The 23,753-nt window shown below is 69.1% G+C and carries 24 protein-coding genes; 9 read left to right on the forward strand and 15 right to left on the reverse strand.

Annotated features, from left to right (window positions below; genetic code table 11):
• From ACYVF6_RS44565 to ACYVF6_RS44575, 3 genes are all read right to left on the reverse strand, one after another.
• The gene (locus ACYVF6_RS44565) at positions 1–279 is read right to left on the reverse strand and encodes a ubiquitin family protein (RefSeq protein WP_460532678.1); all 279 of its coding nucleotides are present in this window, start codon (positions 277–279) and stop codon (positions 1–3) included.
• A gap of 241 nt (positions 280–520) precedes the next feature.
• Positions 521–862, reverse strand: a complete 342-nt coding sequence (locus ACYVF6_RS44570) for a hypothetical protein (protein ID WP_460532681.1) — start codon at positions 860–862, stop codon at positions 521–523.
• A 3-nt stretch (positions 863–865) separates the two neighbouring features.
• Entirely contained in the window at positions 866–1,417 is a 552-nt protein-coding gene (locus tag ACYVF6_RS44575; RefSeq protein ID WP_460532684.1) for a polymorphic toxin type 30 domain-containing protein, read from the reverse strand.
• A gap of 201 nt (positions 1,418–1,618) precedes the next feature.
• Between ACYVF6_RS44575 and ACYVF6_RS44580 the strand changes: the two genes are divergently transcribed.
• Positions 1,619–1,918 carry a hypothetical protein gene (locus ACYVF6_RS44580; protein ID WP_460532686.1) on the forward strand — a complete coding sequence of 100 codons (300 nt, stop codon included), beginning with the start codon at positions 1,619–1,621 and terminating at the stop codon, positions 1,916–1,918.
• Positions 1,918–2,418 carry a WXG100-like domain-containing protein gene (locus tag ACYVF6_RS44585; protein WP_460532689.1) on the forward strand — a complete coding sequence of 167 codons (501 nt, stop codon included), beginning with the start codon at positions 1,918–1,920 and terminating at the stop codon, positions 2,416–2,418. Before ACYVF6_RS44580 ends, ACYVF6_RS44585 begins: the two co-directional genes overlap by 1 nt.
• Before the next feature lie 45 nt (positions 2,419–2,463).
• Here the strand turns inward: ACYVF6_RS44585 and ACYVF6_RS44590 are convergent, their stop codons facing one another.
• The 6 genes from ACYVF6_RS44590 to ACYVF6_RS44615 form a co-directional block, all read right to left on the reverse strand.
• A complete protein-coding gene (locus ACYVF6_RS44590) occupies positions 2,464–2,892 on the reverse strand; it encodes a M67 family metallopeptidase (RefSeq protein ID WP_460532692.1) in 429 nt (142 codons plus the stop codon).
• A 35-nt stretch (positions 2,893–2,927) separates the two neighbouring features.
• On the reverse strand, positions 2,928–3,497 hold the full coding sequence (locus ACYVF6_RS44595) for a DUF2017 domain-containing protein (RefSeq protein ID WP_460532695.1): 570 nt from the start codon (positions 3,495–3,497) through the stop codon (positions 2,928–2,930).
• The gene (clpS, locus tag ACYVF6_RS44600) at positions 3,494–3,790 is read right to left on the reverse strand and encodes an ATP-dependent Clp protease adaptor ClpS (RefSeq protein WP_460532698.1); all 297 of its coding nucleotides are present in this window, start codon (positions 3,788–3,790) and stop codon (positions 3,494–3,496) included. The genes ACYVF6_RS44595 and clpS overlap by 4 nt, the downstream gene beginning before the upstream one ends.
• A gap of 146 nt (positions 3,791–3,936) precedes the next feature.
• A complete protein-coding gene (locus tag ACYVF6_RS44605) occupies positions 3,937–4,599 on the reverse strand; it encodes a FadR/GntR family transcriptional regulator (protein WP_460532701.1) in 663 nt (220 codons plus the stop codon).
• The gene (locus tag ACYVF6_RS44610; protein ID WP_460532704.1) at positions 4,596–7,562 is read right to left on the reverse strand and encodes an exo-alpha-sialidase; all 2,967 of its coding nucleotides are present in this window, start codon (positions 7,560–7,562) and stop codon (positions 4,596–4,598) included. The genes ACYVF6_RS44605 and ACYVF6_RS44610 overlap by 4 nt, the downstream gene beginning before the upstream one ends.
• Positions 7,563–7,694: 132 nt before the next feature.
• A complete protein-coding gene (locus ACYVF6_RS44615; RefSeq protein WP_460532707.1) occupies positions 7,695–9,074 on the reverse strand; it encodes an FAD-binding oxidoreductase in 1,380 nt (459 codons plus the stop codon).
• Positions 9,075–9,282: 208 nt separating this feature from the next.
• Here ACYVF6_RS44615 and ACYVF6_RS44620 point away from each other — a divergent pair, with 208 nt between their 5' ends.
• The 3 genes from ACYVF6_RS44620 to ACYVF6_RS44630 are packed head-to-tail and all read left to right on the forward strand — an operon-like array spanning position 9,283 to position 13,437.
• A complete protein-coding gene (locus tag ACYVF6_RS44620; protein WP_460532710.1) occupies positions 9,283–12,279 on the forward strand; it encodes a helix-turn-helix transcriptional regulator in 2,997 nt (998 codons plus the stop codon).
• A 1-nt stretch (position 12,280) separates the two neighbouring features.
• A complete protein-coding gene (locus ACYVF6_RS44625) occupies positions 12,281–12,541 on the forward strand; it encodes a nickel-binding protein (protein ID WP_460532713.1) in 261 nt (86 codons plus the stop codon).
• A 44-nt stretch (positions 12,542–12,585) separates the two neighbouring features.
• Positions 12,586–13,437, forward strand: coding sequence for a DUF4253 domain-containing protein (locus ACYVF6_RS44630; protein WP_460532716.1), 852 nt, complete (start codon positions 12,586–12,588; stop codon positions 13,435–13,437).
• Between the two features lie 11 nt (positions 13,438–13,448).
• Here the strand turns inward: ACYVF6_RS44630 and ACYVF6_RS44635 are convergent, their stop codons facing one another.
• The 4 genes from ACYVF6_RS44635 to ACYVF6_RS44650 all read right to left on the reverse strand — a co-directional run bounded on the left by ACYVF6_RS44635 (position 13,449) and on the right by ACYVF6_RS44650 (position 19,862).
• Entirely contained in the window at positions 13,449–13,808 is a 360-nt protein-coding gene (locus ACYVF6_RS44635; RefSeq protein ID WP_460532719.1) for a DUF6300 family protein, read from the reverse strand.
• 17 nt (positions 13,809–13,825) lie between these two features.
• Complete coding sequence (dnaE, locus tag ACYVF6_RS44640; RefSeq protein ID WP_460532722.1) at positions 13,826–17,392, reverse strand: DNA polymerase III subunit alpha; 3,567 nt, start codon at positions 17,390–17,392, stop codon at positions 13,826–13,828.
• Positions 17,393–17,559: 167 nt separating this feature from the next.
• Positions 17,560–18,486 (reverse strand): LLM class flavin-dependent oxidoreductase, encoded by a 927-nt coding sequence (locus tag ACYVF6_RS44645; RefSeq protein WP_460532725.1) that lies wholly within the window; start codon positions 18,484–18,486, stop codon positions 17,560–17,562.
• Positions 18,483–19,862, reverse strand: a complete 1,380-nt coding sequence (locus tag ACYVF6_RS44650; RefSeq protein ID WP_460532728.1) for an MFS transporter — start codon at positions 19,860–19,862, stop codon at positions 18,483–18,485. The genes ACYVF6_RS44645 and ACYVF6_RS44650 overlap by 4 nt, the downstream gene beginning before the upstream one ends.
• Positions 19,863–19,952: 90 nt before the next feature.
• Between ACYVF6_RS44650 and ACYVF6_RS44655 the strand changes: the two genes are divergently transcribed.
• Both ACYVF6_RS44655 and ACYVF6_RS44660 read left to right on the forward strand, forming a co-directional pair.
• Positions 19,953–20,549, forward strand: a complete 597-nt coding sequence (locus ACYVF6_RS44655) for a hypothetical protein (protein WP_460532731.1) — start codon at positions 19,953–19,955, stop codon at positions 20,547–20,549.
• Positions 20,550–20,578: 29 nt separating this feature from the next.
• A complete protein-coding gene (locus tag ACYVF6_RS44660; RefSeq protein WP_460532734.1) occupies positions 20,579–21,004 on the forward strand; it encodes a VOC family protein in 426 nt (141 codons plus the stop codon).
• Position 21,005: 1 nt separating this feature from the next.
• Here the strand turns inward: ACYVF6_RS44660 and ACYVF6_RS44665 are convergent, their stop codons facing one another.
• Positions 21,006–21,482 (reverse strand): MarR family transcriptional regulator, encoded by a 477-nt coding sequence (locus ACYVF6_RS44665; protein WP_460532737.1) that lies wholly within the window; start codon positions 21,480–21,482, stop codon positions 21,006–21,008.
• 59 nt (positions 21,483–21,541) lie between these two features.
• On the opposite strand from ACYVF6_RS44665, the gene ACYVF6_RS44670 reads away from it, so the two are divergent.
• The gene (locus ACYVF6_RS44670) at positions 21,542–22,384 is read left to right on the forward strand and encodes a Rossmann-fold NAD(P)-binding domain-containing protein (protein WP_460532740.1); all 843 of its coding nucleotides are present in this window, start codon (positions 21,542–21,544) and stop codon (positions 22,382–22,384) included.
• Entirely contained in the window at positions 22,381–23,046 is a 666-nt protein-coding gene (locus ACYVF6_RS44675) for an NAD(P)-dependent oxidoreductase (RefSeq protein WP_460532743.1), read from the forward strand. Before ACYVF6_RS44670 ends, ACYVF6_RS44675 begins: the two co-directional genes overlap by 4 nt.
• 159 nt (positions 23,047–23,205) lie before the next feature.
• Here the strand turns inward: ACYVF6_RS44675 and ACYVF6_RS44680 are convergent, their stop codons facing one another.
• Positions 23,206–23,679: a Fur family transcriptional regulator gene (locus tag ACYVF6_RS44680; RefSeq protein WP_460532746.1), complete on the reverse strand. Its 474-nt coding sequence runs from the start codon at positions 23,677–23,679 to the stop codon at positions 23,206–23,208.
• Positions 23,680–23,753: the final 74 nt, after the last annotated feature.

Genomic DNA, 23,753 nt, shown 5'->3' on the forward strand with positions numbered 1-23,753 from the left:
CTAGAGCCGGCCGCCGGCGACCGCGGGCAGCACCGTCACGACATCGCCGTCGGCCACCTCGGACGACAGGCCGCCGCGGAAGCGGACGTCCTCGTCGTTGACGTAGACGTTGACGAACTTGCGCAGGTCGCTGCCTTCGATCAGGCGGGCCTGCAGACCGGCGTGGCGCGCCTCCAGGTCGTCAAGCAGCTCTTGCAGCGTGGCGCCCTTGCCTTGGACGACCTTGGCGCCGTCGGTGTAGGTGCGCAGGATCGTCGGGATACGAACTTCGATAGCCACGGTTCTGGATCTCCTAAAGAAAGAAAAGTCTTCGGTCGTACGAAATCTGACGCTTTGGGCAGGCTGAGTTACGCTCAGTTGCCACGACAGTCGTAGACGACAACAGGAGCCGTGTGCGCGATGAGCACGGTGCGGTATCGGGGACGCAGGTCCACGTCTCTCAGCTTACGGCGCCCGGACCACTCCAGGCGGGCTCACAGCGGCCGCAACTGGCCGGGCGCCGGTTGCCGGCGCTGCTCGCCTACTCCTCACCCCGGTAGTAGGCGGCGAGATCGTCGAGCGCCTCCGTCTCCGAGCCGCCGAGCCCGGATCGGTCGAGCTCCAGCAGCGGCGCCACGATCGTCCGGTCGAACGGTTGTGAGCCCGACATCTCGTTGAGCGCGTTCAACTGCGACTCCAGCGCGGCAGGAGAGCTCTCGATCACCGCGGCCTCGACCAGTGCGCGGGCCAGCTGGTCAACACCGTCGGACGGGATCACGCCGCTCACGTCAACCACCCGGTCGGCCGCCTGCTCGCGCTGCTTGGGATCGAAGCTCGCGAGACCGATGAGGAGGTTCTGCAGTTCGGTGGGGCTAATCGTCACTGGTCACTCCCGCGGAAGCGTGTGGCCTTCCGGCCAAGGAATGTGGGTGTTGTTCGCGGCTTCCGGATCGTAGTTGGAGCTCGCCGGCTTGTGCACACCGGACGGGTGCAGGTTGCCCTCGGGGTCCATGTAACGCTGCCCGATCTGCGCTCGGTAAACCTCACCGTTGTGGGCATTCGTGCCAACCGGCGCGGACGGGTCGGGGCCGTGAGCGCGGACACGAGCCGTCGTACCGGCTTCCTGCCATTTGTATTCCACGCCGTACTGGGCCTTGCCCTCCACGGGGGTGAGCACCCGGCGCTCGGCATCCTCGGGTATGAGGTCGAGCGGGTTCTCGCCTCGTTTGCCGGCGCTGGCGATGTCCGCGACCCGCTTCTCCAGCGCCTCCCGGGCGGCCTTCTCCTCCGCCTCCTTGGCAGCCTTCTCGGCGGCTTCCTTCGCGGCCTTCTCCGCGGCCTCTTCAGCCGCCTCTTTGCCGACCTTCTCCCCTGTCTCCTCGCCGGCCTCGACGAGCAGCTTCTCCAGCGGCTTGAAGAGCTTGCCGTACTTGGACACGCGGCCTCCCTTCCCCGTCCAACTGGTGCCTGCTTACCCACCGGGCGAACACCGTGTCAAGCAGTTGGCAGCAGAGTGCGGGTTGCGACGCGGAATTCGCAGCGCGACAATACGCTTGCTTCGAAGTTCGCGTAACGGGAGGCGAGAATCGTGGGAGAACGGCGAAATCACCCGCCGACCCTGCGTGAGTCCGGTCGCGGTATGTCCGACGTAGGCGACCAGGTCCGCTCGGAATGGGAAGCGATCAAGCCCGAGGTCGGCGATGTCGAAGGGCTGTTCGGCGACGGCCAGGACGACGTGGGTGGAATGTTGCGATCGCTCTACGAAGTCGTTTTGGGTGCGGCCGAACGTTCGTTCACCTCCGGCGCCGACGACTATTCCTCGTTCGGTAAAGCCTTGACAAAAATGGGCGATAACCACGAGGAGACCGAACAGCGCAGCGCCAAGTTGCTCGGCAAGATTCAGGCAGCCATGGAGAGCGCACCGGAAGGAAAAGGCTGATGGCCGGTTCGCCGTTGATGCTGCCCAACGACCTCGCCCAGTTTCTGAGCATGCTGGGCTACATGTGGCCCAAGTGCGACGAGGTCAAGATGTTCGAAGCCGGCGGCACCTGGATGGACTTCGGGGGCAAGCTGAAGGAGCTGCACGGCCAGGGTGAGCAGCACGGCCAGAAGGTCACCAGCGAAAACATCGGCAAGGACGTCGAGGCGTTCGTACGCAAGTTCTCGGCCGAGAAGTCCGCGCCCAAGGTCATCGACGATGGCGGCACGGGCGCGCTGGTGATCGGCGCCGGCATGTATGTCGGTGCGGCGCTGGTGCTGGCGCTGAAGATCACCGTGATCGTCCAGCTCACCATCCTGGCCATCGAGATCGCCCAGGCCATCGCGACGGCGGCGCCGACGTTCGGGGCGTCACTGCTGGAGATCCCGGTCTTCAAGAAGCTGGCCGACATGGCGATCAACCTCGCGATCAACCTGGCCCTCAACGAGATCCTCGGCTGACCCGAGACCGCGTCAGCGCCGAGCACGCGGCCGGGTTGGGCAGGCTCAGTCGTACGACGCGACGAGCTTGACCTCTTCCTCGGTCACCTCGCCGTCGAGGATGCGGTAGGACCGGAACTCCACCGGCCCCTCGTCGTTGCCGCACTCACGGGTGGAGACCAGCACGTAGTGGGCCTGCGGCTCCCGCGCCTGCGAGATGTCCGTACGCGAGGGGTACGCCTCGGTCATGGTGTGGGAGTGGTAGACGATCACCGCTTCCTCGTCGCGGTCGAACATGTCGTTCCACACCTGGCGCCACTCGTCGTCGTCGAAGCGGAAGTAGGTCGGCGAGCGTTCGGCGTTGGTCATCGGGATCACCCGCAGCGGACGGTCGGAGCCTTCCGGACCCGCCACCACACCGCACGCCTCGTCGGGGTGGTCCTTGCGCGCATGGGCGACGATCGCGTCGTAGGTCGCCTGGTCGATCGTGAGCACAGGTATTGACCATACAGAAACGCCGCCCGGACGCCTCACCACAAGGTGTTGATCAACGACTCCTGCAGGAAGCCCAGCCAGACGTAGACGCCGTAGACCTGGCGCCGCCGGTCCTCGATCGGCAGGTTGGCCCAGCGGTCGTCGTCATCGTCCTCGATGCCGAGCCGGGTGCCGAGCGCCAGCCGCAGGTCGGTGAGCGTCTTCAGCCACGCCTGCTGCTCGTCGGCGTCGAGCTCGACCGTCACGCGGTCGGAGAACGCGGGGTCGCCGAGCGAGTCGAGCATCACCTCGGCGTTGCCGACCTTGCCGTCGCGCAGGCCACCCTCGGTGAAGCGGCGGAACTCGCCGGCCGCCTCCTCGTCCTCGGAGTAGGCACTCGGGAACAGCCGGTGCAGCACGTCGTCCTCAGGCGGCTCGGTCGAGCCCGACCCGAGGCTGGCGATCATCGCCGCGAACGGGTCGGAGGTCGACCGGTCGGAAGGCTCCGGCGACTCGTTGCGGATCAGCTCGATCAGCTCACCGCACAGAGCCCGCAGCACGCGCACCTCGTCGACGCCGAACGTCGCGGTCGCCTGGCCTGGCCTGCCACGGAATGGCTCGCTCACTTGTCCGCCCCCGTCTTCTCCAAAGTCGCCCACAGACCGTAGGAGTGCATCGCCTCGACGTCGCGTTCCATCTCCTCGCGAGAGCCGTTGGAGACGACCGCCTTGCCCTTCTGATGCACGTCCATCATCAGCTTCTCGGCCTTCTTGCGCGGATAGCCGAAGTAGGACTGGAAGACATAGGTGACGTACGACATCAGGTTGATCGGATCGTTCCAGACGATCGTGATCCACGGAGTCTCGGGCAGGACGACCGAACCCGTCTCGGGTTTCTCAAGCTCAACTGGCGCAGTCACGGTCTTATCGTGGCATGCCGGACCGACGGTCCGCAGAGCACCCGCTGGCTGAACCGCCGCCCCCCGCCGACCGAGACGACGATGCGACTGGCAGATCGCCTACGGGCGTCGCGGTGAGCTCGGCCCCGGAAGGCCCACCAACCCGCTCAGCCCGGCGGCAGCGCCCGCCGGATGCCCTCGAAGTGCGCGTCCATCGCCCGCACCAGGCCGGCAGGCGAGCCGACGCGGAGGGCCGCCACGATGTCGCGGTGCACCTCGACGGAGTGGCGGTCGCCTGGTGGCAGGCGAGACTCCAGCCGGTGGAACAGGCCCCAGAAAAGCTCGAGCAACGTCGTCACCAGCGCGTTGCCCAACGGCGCGAACAGCCGAAGGTGGAACCGCCGGTCGATGTCGGCCAGCGACTGTCCGGCGGCGAACGCCGCCGCCATCTCCTCGACGATCCCGTCGAGATCGGAGAGGTCCGCCGTGCCCATCGCGGCGGCGGCCCGCACCACCAGGCCGCCCTCCATCGCCTCGCGCACCTGCAGGACCTCGGCCAGCGCCGCCCCGTCGACGTCGAGGCCGTACGGCAGCTGGTCGAGGATCGCCTCGAACGAGAACGTGCCGACATACAAACCCTTGCCCGCAACGGCTTTCACCACGCCGAGCGTCTCCAGGCTCTTGGTCGCCTCGCGCAACGACAGCCGGCTCATCCCCAGCTCCGCGGCCAGCACGGCCTCCGGCGGCAGCGCGTCGCCCGGCCCAAGACCCTGCTCGGCGATGTACGCCCGCAGCCGGACCTGGGCTTCTCGATAGAGCGGAACTCTCACCGCGCCAGATCCGTCTCCGACACCACCGCGAACCGGATCTCGTCGCGGGCGTCGCCGTCCGGGTAGGCGCCGCCCTCGTACAGCACGCCGATCCGGCCGTTGCCCAGCGAGACCATGTCGGAGTAGCCCGAGCGGTCCGTCGTCAGCTGCCGGCCGCTCCCCCACGTGGCAGCCTCGTCGGCAGACGTGTAGATGGTCAGGTCCTTCCGGTACGTCGGATCGACCGGTGTCGCCAGCAGGATGCGGTCGCGCAGCCGCAGTGTCGAGCCCTGCACGCGCGGCGTCGCCGCGAGGTTCGGGACCATCGCGAACGGCGCGTCCAGCGTCGCGCCGCCGTCCGAGCTCACCGCGTACGCCCGCGGCCAGGTGGCCCCCGGCACCTGGTTGCGCGCCGCCAGGTAGATCCGCCCGTCCGAGAGCTCGACCGGGCTGATCTCCTGCGGCGTGATCCCCGCCGACCCGGCCCGCGTACCGCCGAGCCGCCAGGTGTCGCCGGCGTCGTCGCTGTAGACCAGTCCGCCGATGTTCCCCTCGGGCGTTCCCGCGTTGATGCCCGCCACCAGCCGCCCGGCGTGCGCACCCCGCGTGAGCTGGATGCCGTGCACCGGGCCGGTGGCATACCAACCCCAGTCGGGCTGGTCGATCGCCGCGGCCAGGCTGACCGGCTTGCTCCACTTCCGGCCGTCGTCACCGGCCGAGCTGTACTGCACGTACGGCGTCCGCGGTGTGTTCGTGGTGGACGGGTTGTGCGTGGTGAGCAGGACGATCCGGCCGTCGTGCCGTCCGCCCGAAACCACGATCGGCACTGGGTTGCCGTGCGTCTCGGTCGCGTCGCCGCCCGACACCGTGATCGGCGGATCCCACGTCGCGCCGCCGTCGGTCGAGCGGCGCACCACCAGGTCGATGTCGCCGGTGTCGTTGCACCACGACGCTCCGGCCTTACGTGCTTCGGCGAACGCCAGCAGCGTGCCCTTCGACGTCCGTACGATCGCCGGGATGCGGTAGCAGTCGTTGCCGCCCTCACCCCTTCTGAACAACACCTGCTGGTTCACCTCGGAAGCATTCATGGCGGTGGCAGCACCTCCGATCGTCTCGAACGGGAGCCGCAGCACGGCCCCCGGAACGCTTGTGCTGTTGGAGTTCCGGATCGCCTCCAGCTCGGTCGTGGTCAACGCGCGACGGTACAGCCGTACCTCGTCCAGCCGCCCGTCGAAGCAGTTGGCGCCGTCGAGCCGCTGCCCGAGGTGGATCTGGAACGGCCGCGCCGGGCTGATCGTGCCGGCCGGCGCCGCGACCGAGCCGATCTGCACGCCGTCGATCCGCAGCACGAACCGGCCGCCGCCGCGCTGCAACGACACGTGGTGCCAGCCGTCGTCGCGATATGCCGACCTCGACGCGATGTTCACCGACCCGTTCGCCGTCTGCATCCACGCTCGTACGCGGTTCGCCCCGGGTTCGGCGCGCAACCACAGCTGCGACGCGGTGCTCCCCTGCCCGTACGCCCACAGGATCGCCTGGTCCGCGGTCGACTGCCCGTACCGGAACCACGCCGTGACCGTGAAGTCGCCGCTGCCGGTCGCGAGCGTCTCGGCGTACGGCGGCTGCACGTAGTCGCCGTCGCAGTCCAGCAGCACCGACTGTCCGTACTTTCCGGCGCCCACGGTCGCGCCACCCCGCACGTAGGCGTCGAAGTCGTTGCCGGACTCGTCCGGTGTCGTCGGCCCGGCGGCTCCCTCGGGCAGCCCGAGGTCGGACTCCGCCAGCCGCGCGAACCGGATCTCGTCCCGCGCGTCGCCGCTCCACAAACCCGCCTCGTACAGCACGCCGATCGACCCGCTGCTGGTTTCGACCAGGTCGGAGTAGCCGGAACGGTCGGCCGTGATCTGCTTCGCGCCGGTCCAGGTCGAGCCCTCGTTGTACGAGGAGTAGATCGTCAGGTTGCGCCGGTAGTTCGTCGCCGTGTCCGGGTCGACCGGCGTCGCGAACAGGATGCGGTTGTAGCGGTCGCCCTCGTCGGTCGCGCGGAGGCGCAGCGTCGAGCCCTGCACGCTCCTGGTGGCCGCCACGTTGGGGATCTCGCGGAACGGCCCGTCGAGCGTCGCACCACCGTCGCTGCTCGTGGCGTACGACCGCGGCCAGGTGCCGGTCTGCTGCGTGTCGCGCGCCGCCAGGTAGATCCGGCCGTCGGTCAGCTCGATCGGGCTGATCTCCTGCGGCTTGACGTCGCTCGTGGCGCCCGGCTGCAGGCCGCCGATCGTCCAGGTCGTACCGCCGTCGTCGCTGTAGACGGCGCCGGCCAGCGGGCTGCCTCCGGCCGGCTCGGCGTTGATGCCCGCGATCAGCCGGCCGGGGTGCGGGCCGCGCTTGAGCTGGATGCCGTGCACCGGGCCGGTGGCCGACCAGTTCCAGTCCGGGTCGTCGATCTGGTCCGCGATGTTACGAGGCGCACTCCAGGCGGTGCCGTCCTGCGCGGCCGTGGAGTACTGCACGTACGGCGTGCGCGGCGTCGCCAGGTCGAGCGGGTTGTGCGTGGTGAGCAACACGATCCGCCCGGCGCTCGGACCGGTCTCGACGACGATCGGCACCGGATTGCCGTGCGTCTCACCGTCGCTCTGGCTGACCATGATCGTCGGGCCCCAGGTCGCACCGCCGTCGGTCGAACGGCGGAGGACCAGGTCGATGTCGGCCTGGTCGTCGCACCAGCTCTGGCCGGGAGCGTCCTTACGTGCTTCGGCGAACGCGAGCAGCGTGCCCTTGGTCGTCTTGACGATCGCGGGGATGCGGTAGCAGTCGTACCCGCCGGTGTCGCGGCGGAACAACACCTGCTGCGTGCTGGCGGCCGGAGCAGCGGCCGACTCGGGCGCCTGCACCGGCATGGATGAAGCGACTGGCGCCGCGGCGAACAGCCCAGCGACGAGCGACCCGGTGACCAAGCACCCGGCGGCAGCACGAGAGAGCCTCATGCCGGCTATCAGATATCTGACAGCACACGAGGTCAACCGGATCCGGCTGGCAGCAAAGTGCCTCCCAGGCGACCCCGAAGCGGTTCACCCTAGTGACACTGCCGCTGCTGATGCCGGTTTTGCTCGCCGGACTCACGGGCAGATGTTCTGGTTCAGGTGCAGCACGTTGTCCGGGTCGTACCTCCGCTTGATCTCGGCCAGCCGCTCATAGTTGCCCTTGTAGTTGTCGTGAACCCGGCCCTGGTCGTCCGCCGACATGAAGTTGACGTAGCCACCCGCCTCCGAATGCGGAGCGATGGCCGCGTAGTAGTCACGTACCCAGCCGATGTTCGCCTCGTCGTCCGCCGGGTCGGGCCACATGCCCGCGATCACCGTCACGAAGGTCGCGTCACGATAGGCGAAGGCCGTGGCGTCGGACGCGACCCGGTGGCACGCACCGTTGATCGGATAGGTGTGCATCACAGAGCTGACGCTCGGGACACCCGGACCATGCTCGAGATGCGCCGCGATCGCCTCGTCGGTGAGCTCGGTGACGAAGCTCGCCTTCCAATACTGATTCAGGCCAGGCGACGCGAGCTCGTCGAACAGCGAGTTCAGCACCGGGTACGGCATCGGACCGACGTGCTCGACGAACACCGGCGCGGCGTCGCGCAGCGGCTGCAGCGCGCGGTCGCCGCCCACGAGGGCGCCCGTCCAGCAGACCACGAACGCCACGAACGGGTCGCCGTGCCGTTCCACAGGAATGAACGGCAGCGGCGGCGCGAGGTGGAAGGCCGCGAACATGCCGAGCTCCTCGGGCGCGTCGCGGATGAACTCGCGGTAGAAGCCGAGCACGTCCTTCGCGTGTGCCATCTCGTACAGCAACAGGCCACCGTAGACGTCCTTGACCGGGTGCAGCCGGAACTCGCACGACGTCACGACGCCGAAGTTGCCTCCGCCACCGCGAAGCGCCCAGAACAGGTCGGCATGGTCCGACTCGCTGGCGACCACGAACTGCCCGGAGGGCGTCACCACGTCCGCGCTGAGCAGGTTGTCGCACGACAGGCCGTACCGGCGGGCGAGGTACCCGATCCCGCCGCCCAGCGTCAGGCCGGTCACGCCGGTCGTGGAGACGACGCCTCCGGTGGTGGCGAGGCCGAACGGATACGTCGCCGCGTCGAGGTCGCCCCAGGTGGCACCGCCGTCGACGCGTGCTGTCCCGGCAACGGGATCCACCCGGACTCCACGCAGCCCTGAGAGGTCGATGACCACGCCTCCGTCGCAGGTGCCGTAGCCGGGCGCGCTGTGGCCGCCCCCGCGGACGGCCACGTTCACTCCGGGCAGGCCGGCGTCGCCGACCAGGTCCATCACGAACATCACGTCGCCGGCGTTGGCGACGCGAACGATGACGGCGGGATATCGGTCCACCATCCCGTTGTGCACTTTGCGGGCGTCCTCGTAGCGAGAATCGCCCGGAGTGATCACTGTGCCGCGGACGCCTGCCCGCAGGCGTTCGATTATGGCCGCGTCCATGAGTTGGTTGCTCCATTCGCTTGTTTTCAACGGAGTCCAGGTACGGAGAACGGCAACGCGTCCCGCCTGGCACAGCGAACTTATGAGCCGGGTCGTCGATTTACCATGGCGCGATCGGATATACCTGAAGACTGGATCGGGCGGCTTCTCGCCGCAGCGATAGTCAGATCTGACTATTCACGTGCACTTGGGGGGAGGGTTTCGCACGATGCCGGACCCGGCCGTCGGTATTCCCGCGCCTCTTTGTGTCACGTCGTGGTTCCCGTTCGTCGGACGGCGGGACGAACGCCAGACGCTGGCCGAACTGCTGCCGCACCTCGAGCAACCGCGCGGCACCATCGCCCTCGTGCGAGGTGAGCCGGGTAGCGGCAAGACCCGCTTGGTACGAGAGCTCGCCAACGCCGCCGCCGAAGGCGATCTCCTGGTGCTCTACGGCGCGTGCGACGCGGTGGCAGGCGCGCCCTACCAACCGTTCGTCGAACTACTGAACACTCTTGTCGAACGGCTGGACACCACGACACTCTCCGCTTCGCTCGGACCGAACGCCGGAGAACTACGCCGCCTGCTGCCCGGACTCGCGGCCCGGGTCGGCGAGCTGCCCGAGCCCGAGACAGCCGATCCGGACACCCGCCGGCACCGGCTCCACCTGGCGGTCGCCGAACTGCTCACCGGTGTCGGCTCCGGCCACGCCGTCCTCCTGGTCCTCGACGACGTGCACTGGGCGGACGTACCCTCACTGCACCTGTTCCGGCAGCTGGCCCGCACCTGTGCGCGGGCGCCCATCCTGCTCCTGGCGACGATTCGCGAGTCCGAGCCCGACGTCCGGCCCGGGTTCCTCGACGCGCTGGCCGACGTCCGCCGGACCGAAGGACTGCGCGAGGTCCGGCTGCGCGGACTCGTGGAGGACGACGTGGTGGAGCTCCTGCACGCGACGACAGGCGCCGAGCAGACTCCCGCTCTGGTCGAACTGGCCGGCGAGCTGGCGCGGTTGACGTCCGGCAACCCGTTCCTGCTCGGGGAGCTCTGGCGAGCCCTGATCGAGCTCGGCTTCGTGGAAACGAGCGCCGGAGACGTCCGGCTGGTCCGGCCGCTCGCGGAGCTCGAGAGCCCGAGCGGTGTATGCGATGTGGTCGGACAACGCCTGGCGCGGCTCTCCCCCGAGGCCGTGTCGTTGCTGGAAACCGCCTCCGTGATCGGCCCGGAGTTCGATCTCGAGGTGCTCGGTCGCGTGTCCGGGTTGTCCGTCCACACGCTCGGTGCTCCGCTCGAACTCGTCCTCCAGTGCGGGATGCTCGTCGAGGTCCCCGGCCGGCCCGGCCTCTACCGGTTCGCGCACGAGCTGGTTCGCCTGACTCTGTACGGCCGCCTGACCGGCCTGCGGCGAGCCCGGCTGCACCTCGCCGTTGGCGAGGCCCTGGAGTCGGTCGAGCCGCTCCGGGCCGGGCAGCTCGCGCAGCTCGCTCATCACTTCTCCGTGGCCGCCGCCGTCGGTGGGGGCGAGCGAGCTATCACCTACCACCTGCGCGCGGCCACGGAAGCGATGGAGTCCTTCGCGCACCAGGAGGCCGCCGACCACCTGACCGCCGCGCTCGACCTCGGCATCCACGACGGGCGGCAGCGGGCGCGGGTTCAGTTCGACCTCGGATCCGCGCGCTATCGCGCGGGACGCGTCCGGGATGCGTTGGAGGCGTTCGGATCCGCCGCCGCGTACGCCCGCCGGCAGGGCGACGCCGAACTGCTCGCCGAGGCCGCGGTGGCGTTCGAGGACGCCTGCTTCCGGCCGGCGATCGCCCAGCACGACTCGGTTCGCCTGCTCGACGAGGCAGTGTCCGCGTTGGCGGCGTCAGGCGACACCAGCTCGCCGTTGCGGGCCAGAGCCCTGGCCGGGCTCACGCGCGCCCTTGCGTACCAGGGCAACACCGACCGCGCCTACCGCGTGTGGGAAGAGGCCGTGCGGGTCGCACGAACGGCCGGCGATCGCCGGGCGCTCGCCCTGGCTCTGGCTCACTCCTACTTCCAGCGCGGCCGGATCCCGCGTTCGGACGTGCTCCGAATGGTGCACGAGGCAGGTGAGATCTGCCGCGAGCTCGGTGACCTGGAGCTCGTCTGCCACACGCTCGGGCTGAGCACCGTCCCGTACCTCGAGCTGTTCGACCTCGCCGGTGCCTGGCGGCAGGTCGGTGAGATGCGAAGCACCGCGGCGCAGACCCGGCAGCCGTTCATCCGTTACGTCGCCGAGCTGCTGGGATCGGCGCTGGCGTTGTGCGGCGGCCGGCTGGCCGAAGCGGAGGAGATGGCGCTCCGCTCCCACTCGCTCATCCAGCAGCTCGACGGTTCGCGGTCGGCGGTGTTCGGCATCCAGATGTTCGGGGTCAAGCGCGAACTGGACCAGCTCGCCGAGCTGCACCCCGTACTCCAGCGGCTGGCGGACAGCCCCGACAGTACGGCTTGGACGCCTGGGCTGATCGCGCTGCTGGCGGAGATCGGGATGCACGACAAGGCACGTGCGCTGGTTGATCGGCTGTTGCCGGCAACCGGTGACCACGACGTGCTGGACGCGATCCGGCTGGCCGGCACCACCTATCTCGCCGACGCCTGCGCGGTGCTGCAACTCCCGGAGCTCGCGACGTCGTTGTATCGCGAGCTTTCCGGCCTCGGCGGCGGCATCGTACGGATCGGGCAGCTGGCGGCCTGCTACGGCGCCGCCGACCGTTACCTCGGCATGCTGGCGACGGTCAACCGCGACTACGCCAAGGCCGAGGCACATTTCGAGCGAGCGCTCGCGTTGAACCAGCGGATGGGCGCACACACCTGGACGGCTCACACCGCCCACCAGTACGCGCGCATGCTGCTGCGCCGTAAGGCCGCCGGGGATCACGAGCGGGCGAGCGAGCTGGCCGCCCTGGCCGGGCGGCTGGCCGAACGCCACGGGCTCGTGGCGCTGGCCCGCAAGCTCGGCGCGCTTGTCTCCACGTCGCCGGCGGCCGGCACCGGGCCGGACGCGTTGTCCGCCAGGGAGATCGACGTCCTGCGCCTGGTGGCCGGCGGGCAGAGCAACCGCGAGATCGGTGCGCGGCTGTACATCAGCGAGCACACGGTCGCCAACCACATCCGTCACATCCTCCGCAAGACCGGGTGCACCAACCGCACCGACGCCACGTCCTACGCTCACCGCCGGGGCCTGACCCACGATGGAAGGTCTTGAGATGCCCCTGTTCATGATCGAACGTCACTTCGCCGAACGGCTCCCCAGAGACGACGACCAGCTCCGGCTGATCGAGGAAGCCAACACGATCGAAGGGGTTTCGTGGCTGTACTCGTTCCTTACCTCCGACCGGCTGCGGCTCTACTGCGTGTACGAGGCGCCGACCGCCGAGGCGATCAGGGCGGCCGCCCGGCGGGCCGGAGTCCCCGCCGATGTCGTCGTCGAAGTCACCCGCGTCTCGGCGGAGTACTTCCCGGCCTGAGTTCCGCTACGCTGCGCTCTTCGCCGACGAGGGAGGGCGTTGTCGTGAGCGACGTGCTACGTCGTTTGCTGCTGAAGGGACTGGGGGCGATGGCCTTGGCAGGGCTGGCCGGCTGCGGTGACCTGGCCGGTGAGGACGCGCGCATGCCACCGGGCCGGCAGGTCCAGGCCGGCCTGTGGATCTCGAACGATCCACTGGACGAACGGGAGGCCGGCCGCCGCTGGGGCGACCTCCTGGCCCAGCACGCCAAGACCGGGACGTGGCCGCTGCTGCTGGGCGGCATGCTGGACCGCGGCAAACTACGGCCATGGGCGAGCGGTGAGCTGACGCCGGAACCCACTCCCCCGGCCGGCGACCTCGATCGGATGTTCCGCGAGCAGTGGAACGAATGGGAGCACGACGAGGTCTACGGATGGTCCACGCTCGGCGACAGCTACGGGCCGAGACCGTTCTCCAGCTGGCCCGGCCTCGCCGACGCGGTGACGTCGGACGTCGACCCCGACCAGCACGCTGCCACGGTGGCACGCACGGCCGAAGGGATGCGACAGCTCCTGACGGGCAGCGACCACGGGCCGTACCTCGGCCTGGTCACCGCCCCGGACGGCGGTGCCGCGCTGACCGCCTCCGGATGGTACGCCGACTCCTACCAGGAGCCGGCCATCGTCGTGCGCTCGTGGCAGGAACGGTTCGGCGTACGCGTCGCCACCTTGGCGTTCAGCACGCTCACCGTCACCGTCCCCTGGCCGCCGCGCACGATCGAGCAGGCGCGGCGGCTGTGCATGGAGCACTACCTCTTCTGCCCGGACAACTTCTGGCAGGCCGAGGAGCCGTTCACCTTCGAGGACTACGCGATCTGGCTCACCAAGGCGACCACGTGGTCGTTCTGGTGGGACTAGCGAACGAACCGCTAGAACCGCCAGGAGTCGTCGAAGTCGCCGGTGTACCAGGACTCGACGTCGGCCTCGAAGGCCTGCTCGTCGTAGGCCGGCGGGCGCAGCTGGCGGGTCCAGGTCAGGGCCAGCTTGCTGAACTCCTCGACCGTCTCGTCACTGATCCGGCCGTGTACGAGGAAGAACGTGATGATCGGACCCGCGGCCGCGTCGTCGGCGTCGCAGGAGGGGCAGAGGACGACGGTGTGGCGGCCGTCGACGCCGGCTCGCGGGATCGAGGCCGACATCAGCCCGATCCGCAGGTAACAGCGCTCACACGGCAGCGGGCCGCCGATCTCGACGACCGGCGGCTCACCACCTGTTGGCTTCTGCGTCAACCCACCTCAGACCCTGATCACATTTGGATGGCCGACGGGCCGAGCAACTGCTTCATGTCGCCCATGAACGCGGTGTCGGCGTTGACTCGCCAGTCGGGCAGCGCGAACTTCAGCAGGCCACCCTGCACCTGCTGCATGTGGATCTGAATCGGGTTCTCGCCCTTGTGGTCCTGCATGATCGCCTTGATCTCGGCGACCAGCGCCGGCGTCACCTGGGCCGCCCGCAGCGTCACGATCACCGGCGCGAACGAGGAGTTCTCGGCGTTGGAGATGTCGAGTGGCGCGAGCTCCTGCCCGAAGATGCTGATCGCGCCGTCGCGCTCGTTGACCCGGCCCTTGACCGTGACCACGGCGTCGTCCATCAGCTGCTGGCTGCACAGGAGGTAGGTCGAGGGGAAGAACAGCACCTCGACACCACCGTCGAGGTCCTCGATCGTGACGATCGCCCAGGGGTCGCCCTTCTTGTTGATCCGCCGGTCGACCTTGGTGATCATGCCGGCGATCCGGACCTCGCCCTCGGTACGTTCGCCACCGAGCAGGTCGACGATCCGGATGTCGCGGTTGCGGGCCAGGATCGACTCGGCGCCGTCGAGCGGGTGGGCGGAGACGTACAGGCCGAGCATGTCGCGTTCCTGCGCCAGCAACTGCTTGCGCGGCCACTCCTCGATCGTCTCGTCGACCTCGACGCCGAACTGCGACGTCGGCTCGTCGTCACCCTCGGCCTCGAACGCGGCGAACAGGTCGTACTGGCCGTGCTGCTCGGCGCGCTTGACGTCGACCACAGCGTCGACCGCCTGCTCGTGGCAGGCCAGCAGCGACGCGCGCCTGTGGCCGAGCGAGTCGAACGCGCCGGCCTTGATCAGCGACTCGATCACGCGCTTGTTGCAGACCGTGACCTCGACCTTGGACAGGAAGTCGGAGAACGACGTGAACTTGCCCTTGGCCTCACGGGTGGCGACCAGCGACTCGATGACGTTGGCGCCGACGTTGCGGACGGCCTTCAGCCCGAAGCGCACGTCGTCGCCGACGGCGGTGAAGTCGGCGACCGACTCGTTGATGTCGGGCTGCAGCACCTTGATGCCGATCTTGCGCGCATCGGCGAGGTAGACCGCCATCTTGTCCTTGTCGTCGTCGACCGACGTCAGGAGCGCCGCCATGTATTCGGCGGGGTAGTTGGCCTTGAGGTAGGCGGTCCAGTAGGAGACGAGCCCGTAACCGGCGGTGTGGGACTTGTTGAAGGCATAACCGGAGAACGGCAACATGACGTCCCACAGGGCCTTGATGGCCTCGTCGGAGTAGCCGTTGTTGCGCATGCCCTGCTGGAACTCGGCGAAGGAGGCCTCCAGGATCTCCTTCTTCTTCTTGCCCATCGCCCGGCGCAGGACATCCGCGCCGCCGAGGCTGTAGCCGGCCAGCTCCCGGGCCACCGCCATGATCTGCTCTTGGTAGACCAGCAGGTGGTAGGTGGTGCCGAGGATCGGCTCGAGCGCCTTCTCCAGCTCCGGGTGGATCGGGGAGATTTCCTGGCGCTTGTTCTTGCGCTCGGCGTAGTTGATGTGCGCGTTGGCGGCCATCGGACCCGGGCGGTACAGCGCGAGCACAGCCGCGATGTCCTCGAATCGGTCCGGCTCCATCAGCTTCAGGAGGTTGCGCATCGGCCCGCCGTCGAGCTGGAACACCCCGAGGGTGTCGCCGCGGCCGAGCAGCTTGTAGGTCTTCTCGTCGTCGAGCGCGATCGTCTCGGTGTCGAGCTCGATACCCCGGTTGTCCTTGATGACCTTGATCGCGTGGTCGATGATGCCGAGGTTGCGCAGGCCCAGGAAGTCCATCTTGATCAGACCCATGTCTTCACAAGACGGATAGTCGAACCCGGTGATGATCACGCCGTCTTTGTCACGCCGGTGCAGCGGGATCAGGTCGAGCAGTGGAGCCGACGACAGGATGACCGCGGCAGCGTGCACGCCGGTGCCGCGGATCAGGCCCTCGATGCCGCGCGCGGTGTCGATCACCTTCTTGACGTCGGGATCGGTTTCGTACAGCGTGCGGATCTCGCCGGCCTCGGTGTAACGCGGGTGCTCGGGGTCGAACATGCCCGACAGCGGCATGCCCTTGCCCATCACGTCGGGCGGCATCGCCTTGCTGATCCGGTCGCCCACGGCGAAGGGGTAGCCGAGGATGCGGGAAGCGTCCTTGACGGCGGCCTTCGCCTTGATCGTGCCGAACGTGTTGACCTGTGCGGTGTATTCGGCGCCGTACTTGTCGGTGACGTAGCGCACCATCTGGTCGCGCTGGCGGTCGTCGAAGTCGAGGTCGACGTCGGGAGGGCTGATCCGCTCGGGGTTGAGGAAGCGCTCGAACAGCAGGTTGTGCTCGAGCGGGCAGAGCTCGGTGATGCGGGTGGCGTACGCGACGATCGAGCCGGTGGCCGAACCACGGCCCGGGCCGACCGGGATGCCGTTCTCCCTGGCGTACCGGCAGATGTCGGCGACCACGAGGAAGTAGGAGTCGAAGCCCATCGGGCTGATGACGCTGAACTCCTTCTCGACCCGGTCGAGAACCTCCTGGCTCGGACTGTCGCCGTAGCGGAGCTGGATGCCCTTGTCGACCTCCTTGCGCAGCCAGGAGGTCTGGGTCTCGCCCTCGGGGACGTCGAACTGCGGCATCCGGTCGACGTAGTCGAAGACCTCGCTGTAGTCGCCGATCCGCTCGGCGATCGCCAGCGTGTTGGTGCAGGCCTCCGGGAGCTCCTTGAAGAGGTCCCGCATCTGCTCGGCGGTCTTGATGTAGTAGCCCGAGCCGTTGAACTTGAAGCGGTTGGGGTCGTCCTTGTTCTTGCCCACGCCGACGCACAGCAGGCTGTCGTGGGCGTCGGACTGGTCCTCGGTGACGTAGTGGGAGTCGTTGGTGGCCAGCAGCGGGATGCTGAGCTCCCTGGCGATCTTCAGGAGGTCCTGGCGTACGTCGCGCTCGATGCCGAGACCGTGGTCCATCAGCTCGAGGAAGTAGTTTTCCTTGCCGAAGAGGTCCTGGTAGTAGGAAGCGGCCTTGATCGCCTCGTCGTACTGGCCGAGCCGTAAGCGGGTCTGGACCTCGCCCGAGGGGCAGCCGGTGGTGGCGATGATGCCCTTGGCATGCGTCTCGAGCAGTTCGCGGTCCATCCGCGGCTTGCCGTAGTAGCCCTCGTAGCTCGCCAGCGAGGACAGCCGGAAGAGGTTGCGTAAGCCGCCCGCGTCGGTGGCCCACATGGTCATGTGGGTGTAGCGGCCGCCACCCGAGACGTCCTTGCCACCCTCCGTGCTGTCGTCGTTGTTGCGGCCGCCGCCGGCGTTGGCCCAGAACACCGGCTTCTTGTGGAAGCGCGACTCGGGCGCGACGTAGGCCTCGATGCCGATGATCGGCTTGACGGAGGTCTTCTTCGCGGTCTGGAAGAACTCGTAGGCCCCGAACATGTTGCCGTGGTCACTCATGGCAACAGCGGGCATGCCCTGTCGTTCCACCTCCGCGAAGAGCTTGCTGTTCTTGGCGGCGCCGTCGAGCATGGAGTACTCGGTGTGTACGTGGAGGTGGACGAATGAGTCGGGCACTGTCGGGTACTCCCCTCGGCAGGTGGCGGACGCAGACCGGGAGGACAACTTTAGGGGCCGTTCGAACGACGTCCGAGGCGACATGCCGCCAACGCCGGAACCGGAAAGAACTTTCCCGGGCGGGTCGCCGATTCGGCGCACATCGCTTAGTTACAAGGAGTTTCCGATCAGCAAGCCGGCTGGAACACGCCGGGGAGCTCTGGCCGAACCTCCTTGACGAACCGCTGCGCCTGGGCCAGCGGATCGCCGGCGATCGGCCAGAAGACGAAGCCGTCGAAGCCCAGCCGCTGGTGGTAGTCGGTGAGCGCCTCGACCCAGTGCCCGGGCGGGCCGGTCAGGCGGCGGCCGTTCTCTCTGGCCGTCCGGTCTGCGTCGTCGGTGTCATCGGTGATGGTGCCCATGACGTTGAACACGCGGCGTATACATGCCGGGTCGCGGCCCGCCCGGTGGGCGGCGCGGTCGATCCGCGCCTGCATGTCCGGGACGTCGGCGAGGTCGAGGTAGAGGTTGGTGGGGAGCCACCCGTCGGCGTACTGGCCGGTGAGGTGCAGCGTGCGGGGTGCGAACGAGCCGACCCAGAGCGGCACCGGCCGGTCGGGCTGCGGGCCGAACCGGGCGCCCTCGATCCGGTGGTGCCGGCCTTCGATCCGGAGCGGGTCGGGGCCGCCTGGGTGAGCGGTGGTCTTGAGCACGTGGAGGGCCTCCTCGAGCGCGGTGACCGACTCCTTGACGGTCAGCTCGGCCGGGAGGAACGTGTTGACCTGGTCCAGCGGGCCGCCCGCGCCGACGCCGAGGGCGGTGCGGCCGCCGCTGATGACCTGCAGGGTGGCCGCCGCTTTGGCGAGCATCGGGGCCGGACGGAGGGCGGCCGAGGCGACGTTCGTGCCGACGGAGACTCGCTGGGTGCGGGCGGCGACGGTGGTGAGGAACGTCCACACCTCCAGCTCACGCGGGAGATAGGGGTGGTCGGGGGCGGTCACGAGGTCGATGTGCTCGTGGTCGGCGAGGTCGGCGACGGCGAGCGCCTGCTCGTAGCCGCGGAGGCTGGAGTCGAGCGCGATGCCCGTGATGCCCGGTCTGGTGAGGTCGCTCACGCGTACGACCTCTTCCCCATCAGGACGCCGATCAAGCCGAGCAGGGCTGCCACGGCGAACGGCAGGAGGAACATGCCGCCCGCTGTGAAGAGGGCTGTGGTGACGGCGACGCCGACGACGGTGAACATCTGCTCTCCGACCTGCAGCGACGAGCTGTTCCGGCCCTGCTGGCCCGCCTCCGACAGCTCCAGGGTGCGGACGGACAGTGTGGGGTAGACCATGCCGATGCCGAAGCCGGCGAGGATCCAGGAGGCGTAGGCGACCGGCGTGGGGATCGCGCCGAGGGAGACCAGGCCCATCAACGTGATGCCGGCCGTGACGAACGCGGCGCCTCCCGTCAGGGCGAACGGGCGGCTGACCCAGCCGCGGCCCTGGACGGCGGAGGCGGCGGACCACGACAGCGCGCCGCCGGTGAGCGCGACGCCGGCCAGCGTCGGGGAGAGGTGATGCTGCTCGACGAGCATGAGCGGGACCAGTACCTCAGCAGCGATGAACGCGCCGGCGACGAGGCCACGCAGGAGTACGACGGCGGGGAGGCCGCGGGCGGCGCGGAGGGTGCGCTCGGGGAGCAGGCGCGGGAGTGCGACGGCCAGGGCCGCCGCCCCGGCCAGGAGGACGGGGAGAGCGGCGCCGCCCGTCTCCGTACCGGAGCCGAGCTGCATCGCGGCGGCGCCGACGGCGGCGACCGCGGCCCAGGCGAGGCGTCGGGCGAGACCTGGCACCCGGGTGGCCTGGCCACCGGCGATCGGCTGGCCCTTCAGGCCCCTGGCCAGGACGTACATGGCGGGTACGGCCAGGACCGCGACGCCGAGGAACACCCAGCGCCAGCCGAGGTGCTCGGCGACCAGGCCGATCAGCGCGGGACCGGCCATCGAGGGAACGACCCAGGCGGTGGCGAGCAGCGAGAACACCTTGGGGTGCAGCTCGGCCGGGTAGACGCGGGCGACCAGCAAGTACATCGCGACGACGAACAGGCTGCCGCCGAAGCCCTGGAGGAGCCTGCCTGCGAGGAACACGGCCAGGTTCGGCGCGAGGCCGGCCGTCACGAGGCCGGCGACGAACGTGCCGACGCCGATCCAGGTGGGCTCGGCCGGTCCGCGTACGTCTCCCCACGGGCCGCCGAGGACTGTGGCGAAGACGGCGGCGGCCATCGCGCCGGAGAAGGCCAGGCCGTACAGGGCGAAACCGTCGAGGTCCGCGGCGATGACCGGCATCGCGGTGGTGACCGCGAGGTACTCCAGGGCGATCAGCGTGCTGAGCGCGACGAGGGCGGCGCTGAGGGCCCGCCGTTTGGGTGCAGGAGTCTGGGCGGGTGCCGGTGTCGGTGCCGGTGCCGGTGTCATGGTCCGCGACTCAGGCTCCAAGATGGTCGTCATGCTTGGAAGGTACGAACCAAGGGCGTCGCGTACATCGGGCTGCGGATGGCCGGGTCCTAGGTCGTTCGAACTAGTGCCTCCGGCGGCCACATGGTCCGCCTGATCGCGGTGCTCGGCTCCTCCCCCGGCGTCGGCAAGTCGACGGAGTGCGAGCGCCTGCACCGCGGCTTCGCAGCCGAGGGCCTGCGGGTCGATCACTTCGAGGAGAAGGAGATCCGTACGCGGGCGGCCTTCGCGCCGGTGTGGGAGTCGTACCAGCGCGAGGGGTCGGTGCCGCCGGAGCTGTTCCTGTCCAGCACGCGGGCCTATGTCGGGTGGCTGCTGGCCGAGGGGTACGACGTCGCCATCGCCGACGCGCTGATGCCGTACCTGCCGTCGCTGTTCGCGTTCGGGATGAGCGAGCAGGCGGCGGCCGGGTTCCTGGCGTCGCTTCGGGCAGTGTTGGAGCCGGTCGACTTCGAGATCCTCTACCTCGACGGCGATCCGCTGACGGCGCTGCGCCGGGCCGGCGATCGGGAGGGGCCGGGCTGGCTGGACCGGCTCGTGGAGAAGGTCGCGGGCTACGCCACCAAGCGACCGGTGCACGACCTCGAGACGTTGGCCGCCTACCTGCGAGCAGAGCGCGCCCTGACGTTGCGCCTCCTCCGCGACGCTGGCTTGAAGGTGGACGTACGTGCCCTAGGCTGAGGTCCAACTTCCCGGCGAAGGGAGCTGCCATGGCAGCCGCACCGACTTCGGCACCGGTACGCGCCACGCTCGGCGCGATCTCTCCCCTGTTCGTGGTGAGCGAGGTCGAGCCCGCCGCGGCGTTCTACCGCGATCGGCTGGGCTTCGAGGTCACCTATCTCGGCCCGCAACCCGATCCGTACTTCGCGATCGTCGCGCGGGACGGCGCGCAGCTCATGCTGAAGGCCGTCGCCGACGAGGTGCTCGCGCTGCCCAACCACGAGCGGCACCAGCACGCCCGTTGGGACGCCTACGTCCACGTCGCCGATCCCGACGCGCTGGCAGCCGAGCTGGCCGAGCGCGGCGTGACATTCACCGAGCCGCTCGCCGACACGAGCGACGGGCTGCGCGGGTTCGAGCTCGCCGACCACGACGGTTACGTGCTGTTCTTCGGACGACCCAGGCCCGGCGCGTAGATCACTCGTCCGAGAACTCCGCCACCGCGCCCTCCCCGGCGTCCTTCGTACGCAGCAGGAAGCCGGCGATGACCTCCAGTTCGGCGTCGCTGTAGCCGGCGAGGATGCCGTCCACCGACGTGTTCATGCCGGTGTAGAGGCCGTAGACCTCGGCGTTCCGGTCGCGCAACGCCCGGATCAGCACGGCCCGGCGATCCGCGGGGTCGCGCTCGCGCACGATCCAGCCGCCCCGCTCCAGCCGGTCGAGGATCCCCGTCACCGTGGCCGGATGCAGGCCGGCGCGGCGAGCCAGCGCCTTCGCGCCCAGCGGGCCGTGCCGGTTGATCAGGTCCAGGCAGCCGAAGTCGACGTCGTTCAGCTCGATCCGCGTGCTGACCTGATGGTTCAGCAGCGACAGCTGGATCGACAGTTCCCGCAGCGACTCCTTGATCGCCGTGGTCACCCGCCTGCGTTCTCGGCCAGATGTTACGGAAGTCATATTGTTTGAACCTCGTACTATATGGGATTCTGAACAAACCATAGAGGAAGAGGTTCCTGATGATCTTGATCACCGGTGCCACCGGGCCCGTCGGCCGCGAAGCGGTCCGGCTCCTGCTCGCCGGCGGGCATGAGGTGGCGGCCGTCACCCGCGACCCTGGTGCCGCGGACCTGCCCGCGCAGGCGCTGCTCGTACGCGGCGATCCGTCCCAGCCCGCCACGCTCGCAGGCGGCCTGCCCGACATCGACGGGGTCCTGCTCAGCCCGCGCGCCGCCGGAGCGCGGATCCCGGAACTGCTCCGGCTTGCGGCCGACCACGGGGCCAAGCGGGTGGCCGTGCTGTCGGCCGTCACCGTCGAGTACGGCGGCGGCTACCGCCGGTTCTCCGACGCGTTCCGGGCCGCGGAGGACGCCGCCAAGGACTCCGGCCTGCAGTGGACGTTCCTGCGTTCGGCGCAGTACGCCACCAACAGCCTGGTCTGGGCGCCACAGGTCCGCGCGGGCGACGTCGTGCGCGGCGCGTACGGCGACGCCGCCGTCTCGCCGATCCACGAACGCGACATCGCCGCGGTCGCGGCCGCCGCCCTGCTGGACGACGGCCATGCCGGCCGCTCGTACGCCCTCACCGGACCCGAGTCGCTCTCCCAGCGCGACCAGGTCCGCGTCATCGGCGAGGCCGTCGGCAGGTCGCTGCGGTGGGAGGAAGTCCCGCCCGAGCAGGTACGCGCCGCGATGCTCGCTCAGGGCGTGCCGGACGAGGTTCCCGACCGGATGCTCGGCTACCTCGCCCAGTGCCTCGCCCAGCCAGGGCCTTCCACGACGACGGTCCGCGACGTCCTCGGCCGGCCCGCGCTCACGTTCGCCGAGTGGGCGGCGGAGAACACGAAGGCGTTCCTGCCATGAAGCTCACCATCGTCGCGGCCACCGGCGGGATCGGACGCCAGCTCCTCGAACAGGCCGTCGAAGCCGGTCACGACGTCACCGCCGTCGTCCGCGATCCCGGCAAGCTCGCGGTGAAAGTCGAAGCGGTCCGGGCGGACCTGTCGGCTCCCGACGAGGTCGCGCTCGAGTCGGCTGTCACTGGCGCCGACGCGGTGCTGTCGGGGCTCGGCCCACGGTCGTTGGCCGGCGCGGGCGTCGCCTCCCGCGGCACCCGGGCAATCATCACCGCCATGCGGTCGGTGGGCGTGCGGCGCCTCGTCGTGGTGAGCGCCTCACCGGTCGGCACCGTGGGATCGCCGGGCCGGCCTGATCCGCCGAAGCACGACCCAGGCGACGGGTTCTTCATGCGGAACTTCCTTGCCCCGTTGACGAAATCCCTCCTCCGCAAGCACTACGCCGACCTCGCGCTGATGGAGGCCATCGTCCGCGACAGCCACCTGGACTGGACGGTGGTGCGGCCACCACGCCTGACCGACAAGCCGTTGACTGGTGCGTACCGGACGGCGTACGGCCGAAACGTCCGGCGTGGACTCGTCATCTCCCGGGCAGACGTCGCACATCTGATGCTCCACGCGCTCGACCAACCGGAATCCATCCACCAGACCATCGGCGTCGCGGACTAGGACGCCCAGCCCGGGGGCGCGCCGGACAACTCCGCGACGACGCCGCGGATGCCGGCGCGGTCCGCGGCGCGCGGTCGAGACAGGCCGGATGGGACAACGATCGGGCCGGAGGAGGGTGGAGCGGCCGGAAGAGCGGCGAGAGGTCGGGTTAGGTCGAAACTACTTCGAGCCGAGCGGTGTGGCCTTGGCGTGCGCCGTGCTCTCCGCGCAGTCCGGGCAGGTGCCCCAGAACGTGATCTCGGCTTCGTCGACCTCGAAACCCACGGTGTCGGACGGGTCCAGGCAGGGCGCCCAGCCCACGACGCACTGAACATCACGGACCGTGCCGCAGGCGCGGCAGACGAGATGGTGATGGTTGTCGCCCACCCTGCGTTCGTACCGCGTCGAGCTGCCGGCGGGCTCGATCGCCCGCAGCAGGCCGGCCGCGGTGAGCGTGTGCAGAACGTCGTAGACGGCCTGGGTCGAGACCGAGCCGTGCGCGGCTCGTACCTTCGTCGCCACTTCGTCGGCCGCCAGGTGGGACTTCTCGACCAGCGCTTCGAGCACGGCCAGCCTCGGCGCGGTCACGCGCAGTCCACGCGAGCGCAAGAGGTCGACGTCGCGTTCCCGCGACTGGCCATCGGTCGGAGCCATGTCATCACCCTAACGTCTTATTCTGGAATCACTCAAAAAATTCGTCTGTCTCGACCCACCGTGAGGTCATGCGC

This window comes from Flindersiella endophytica, from assembly GCF_054779015.1.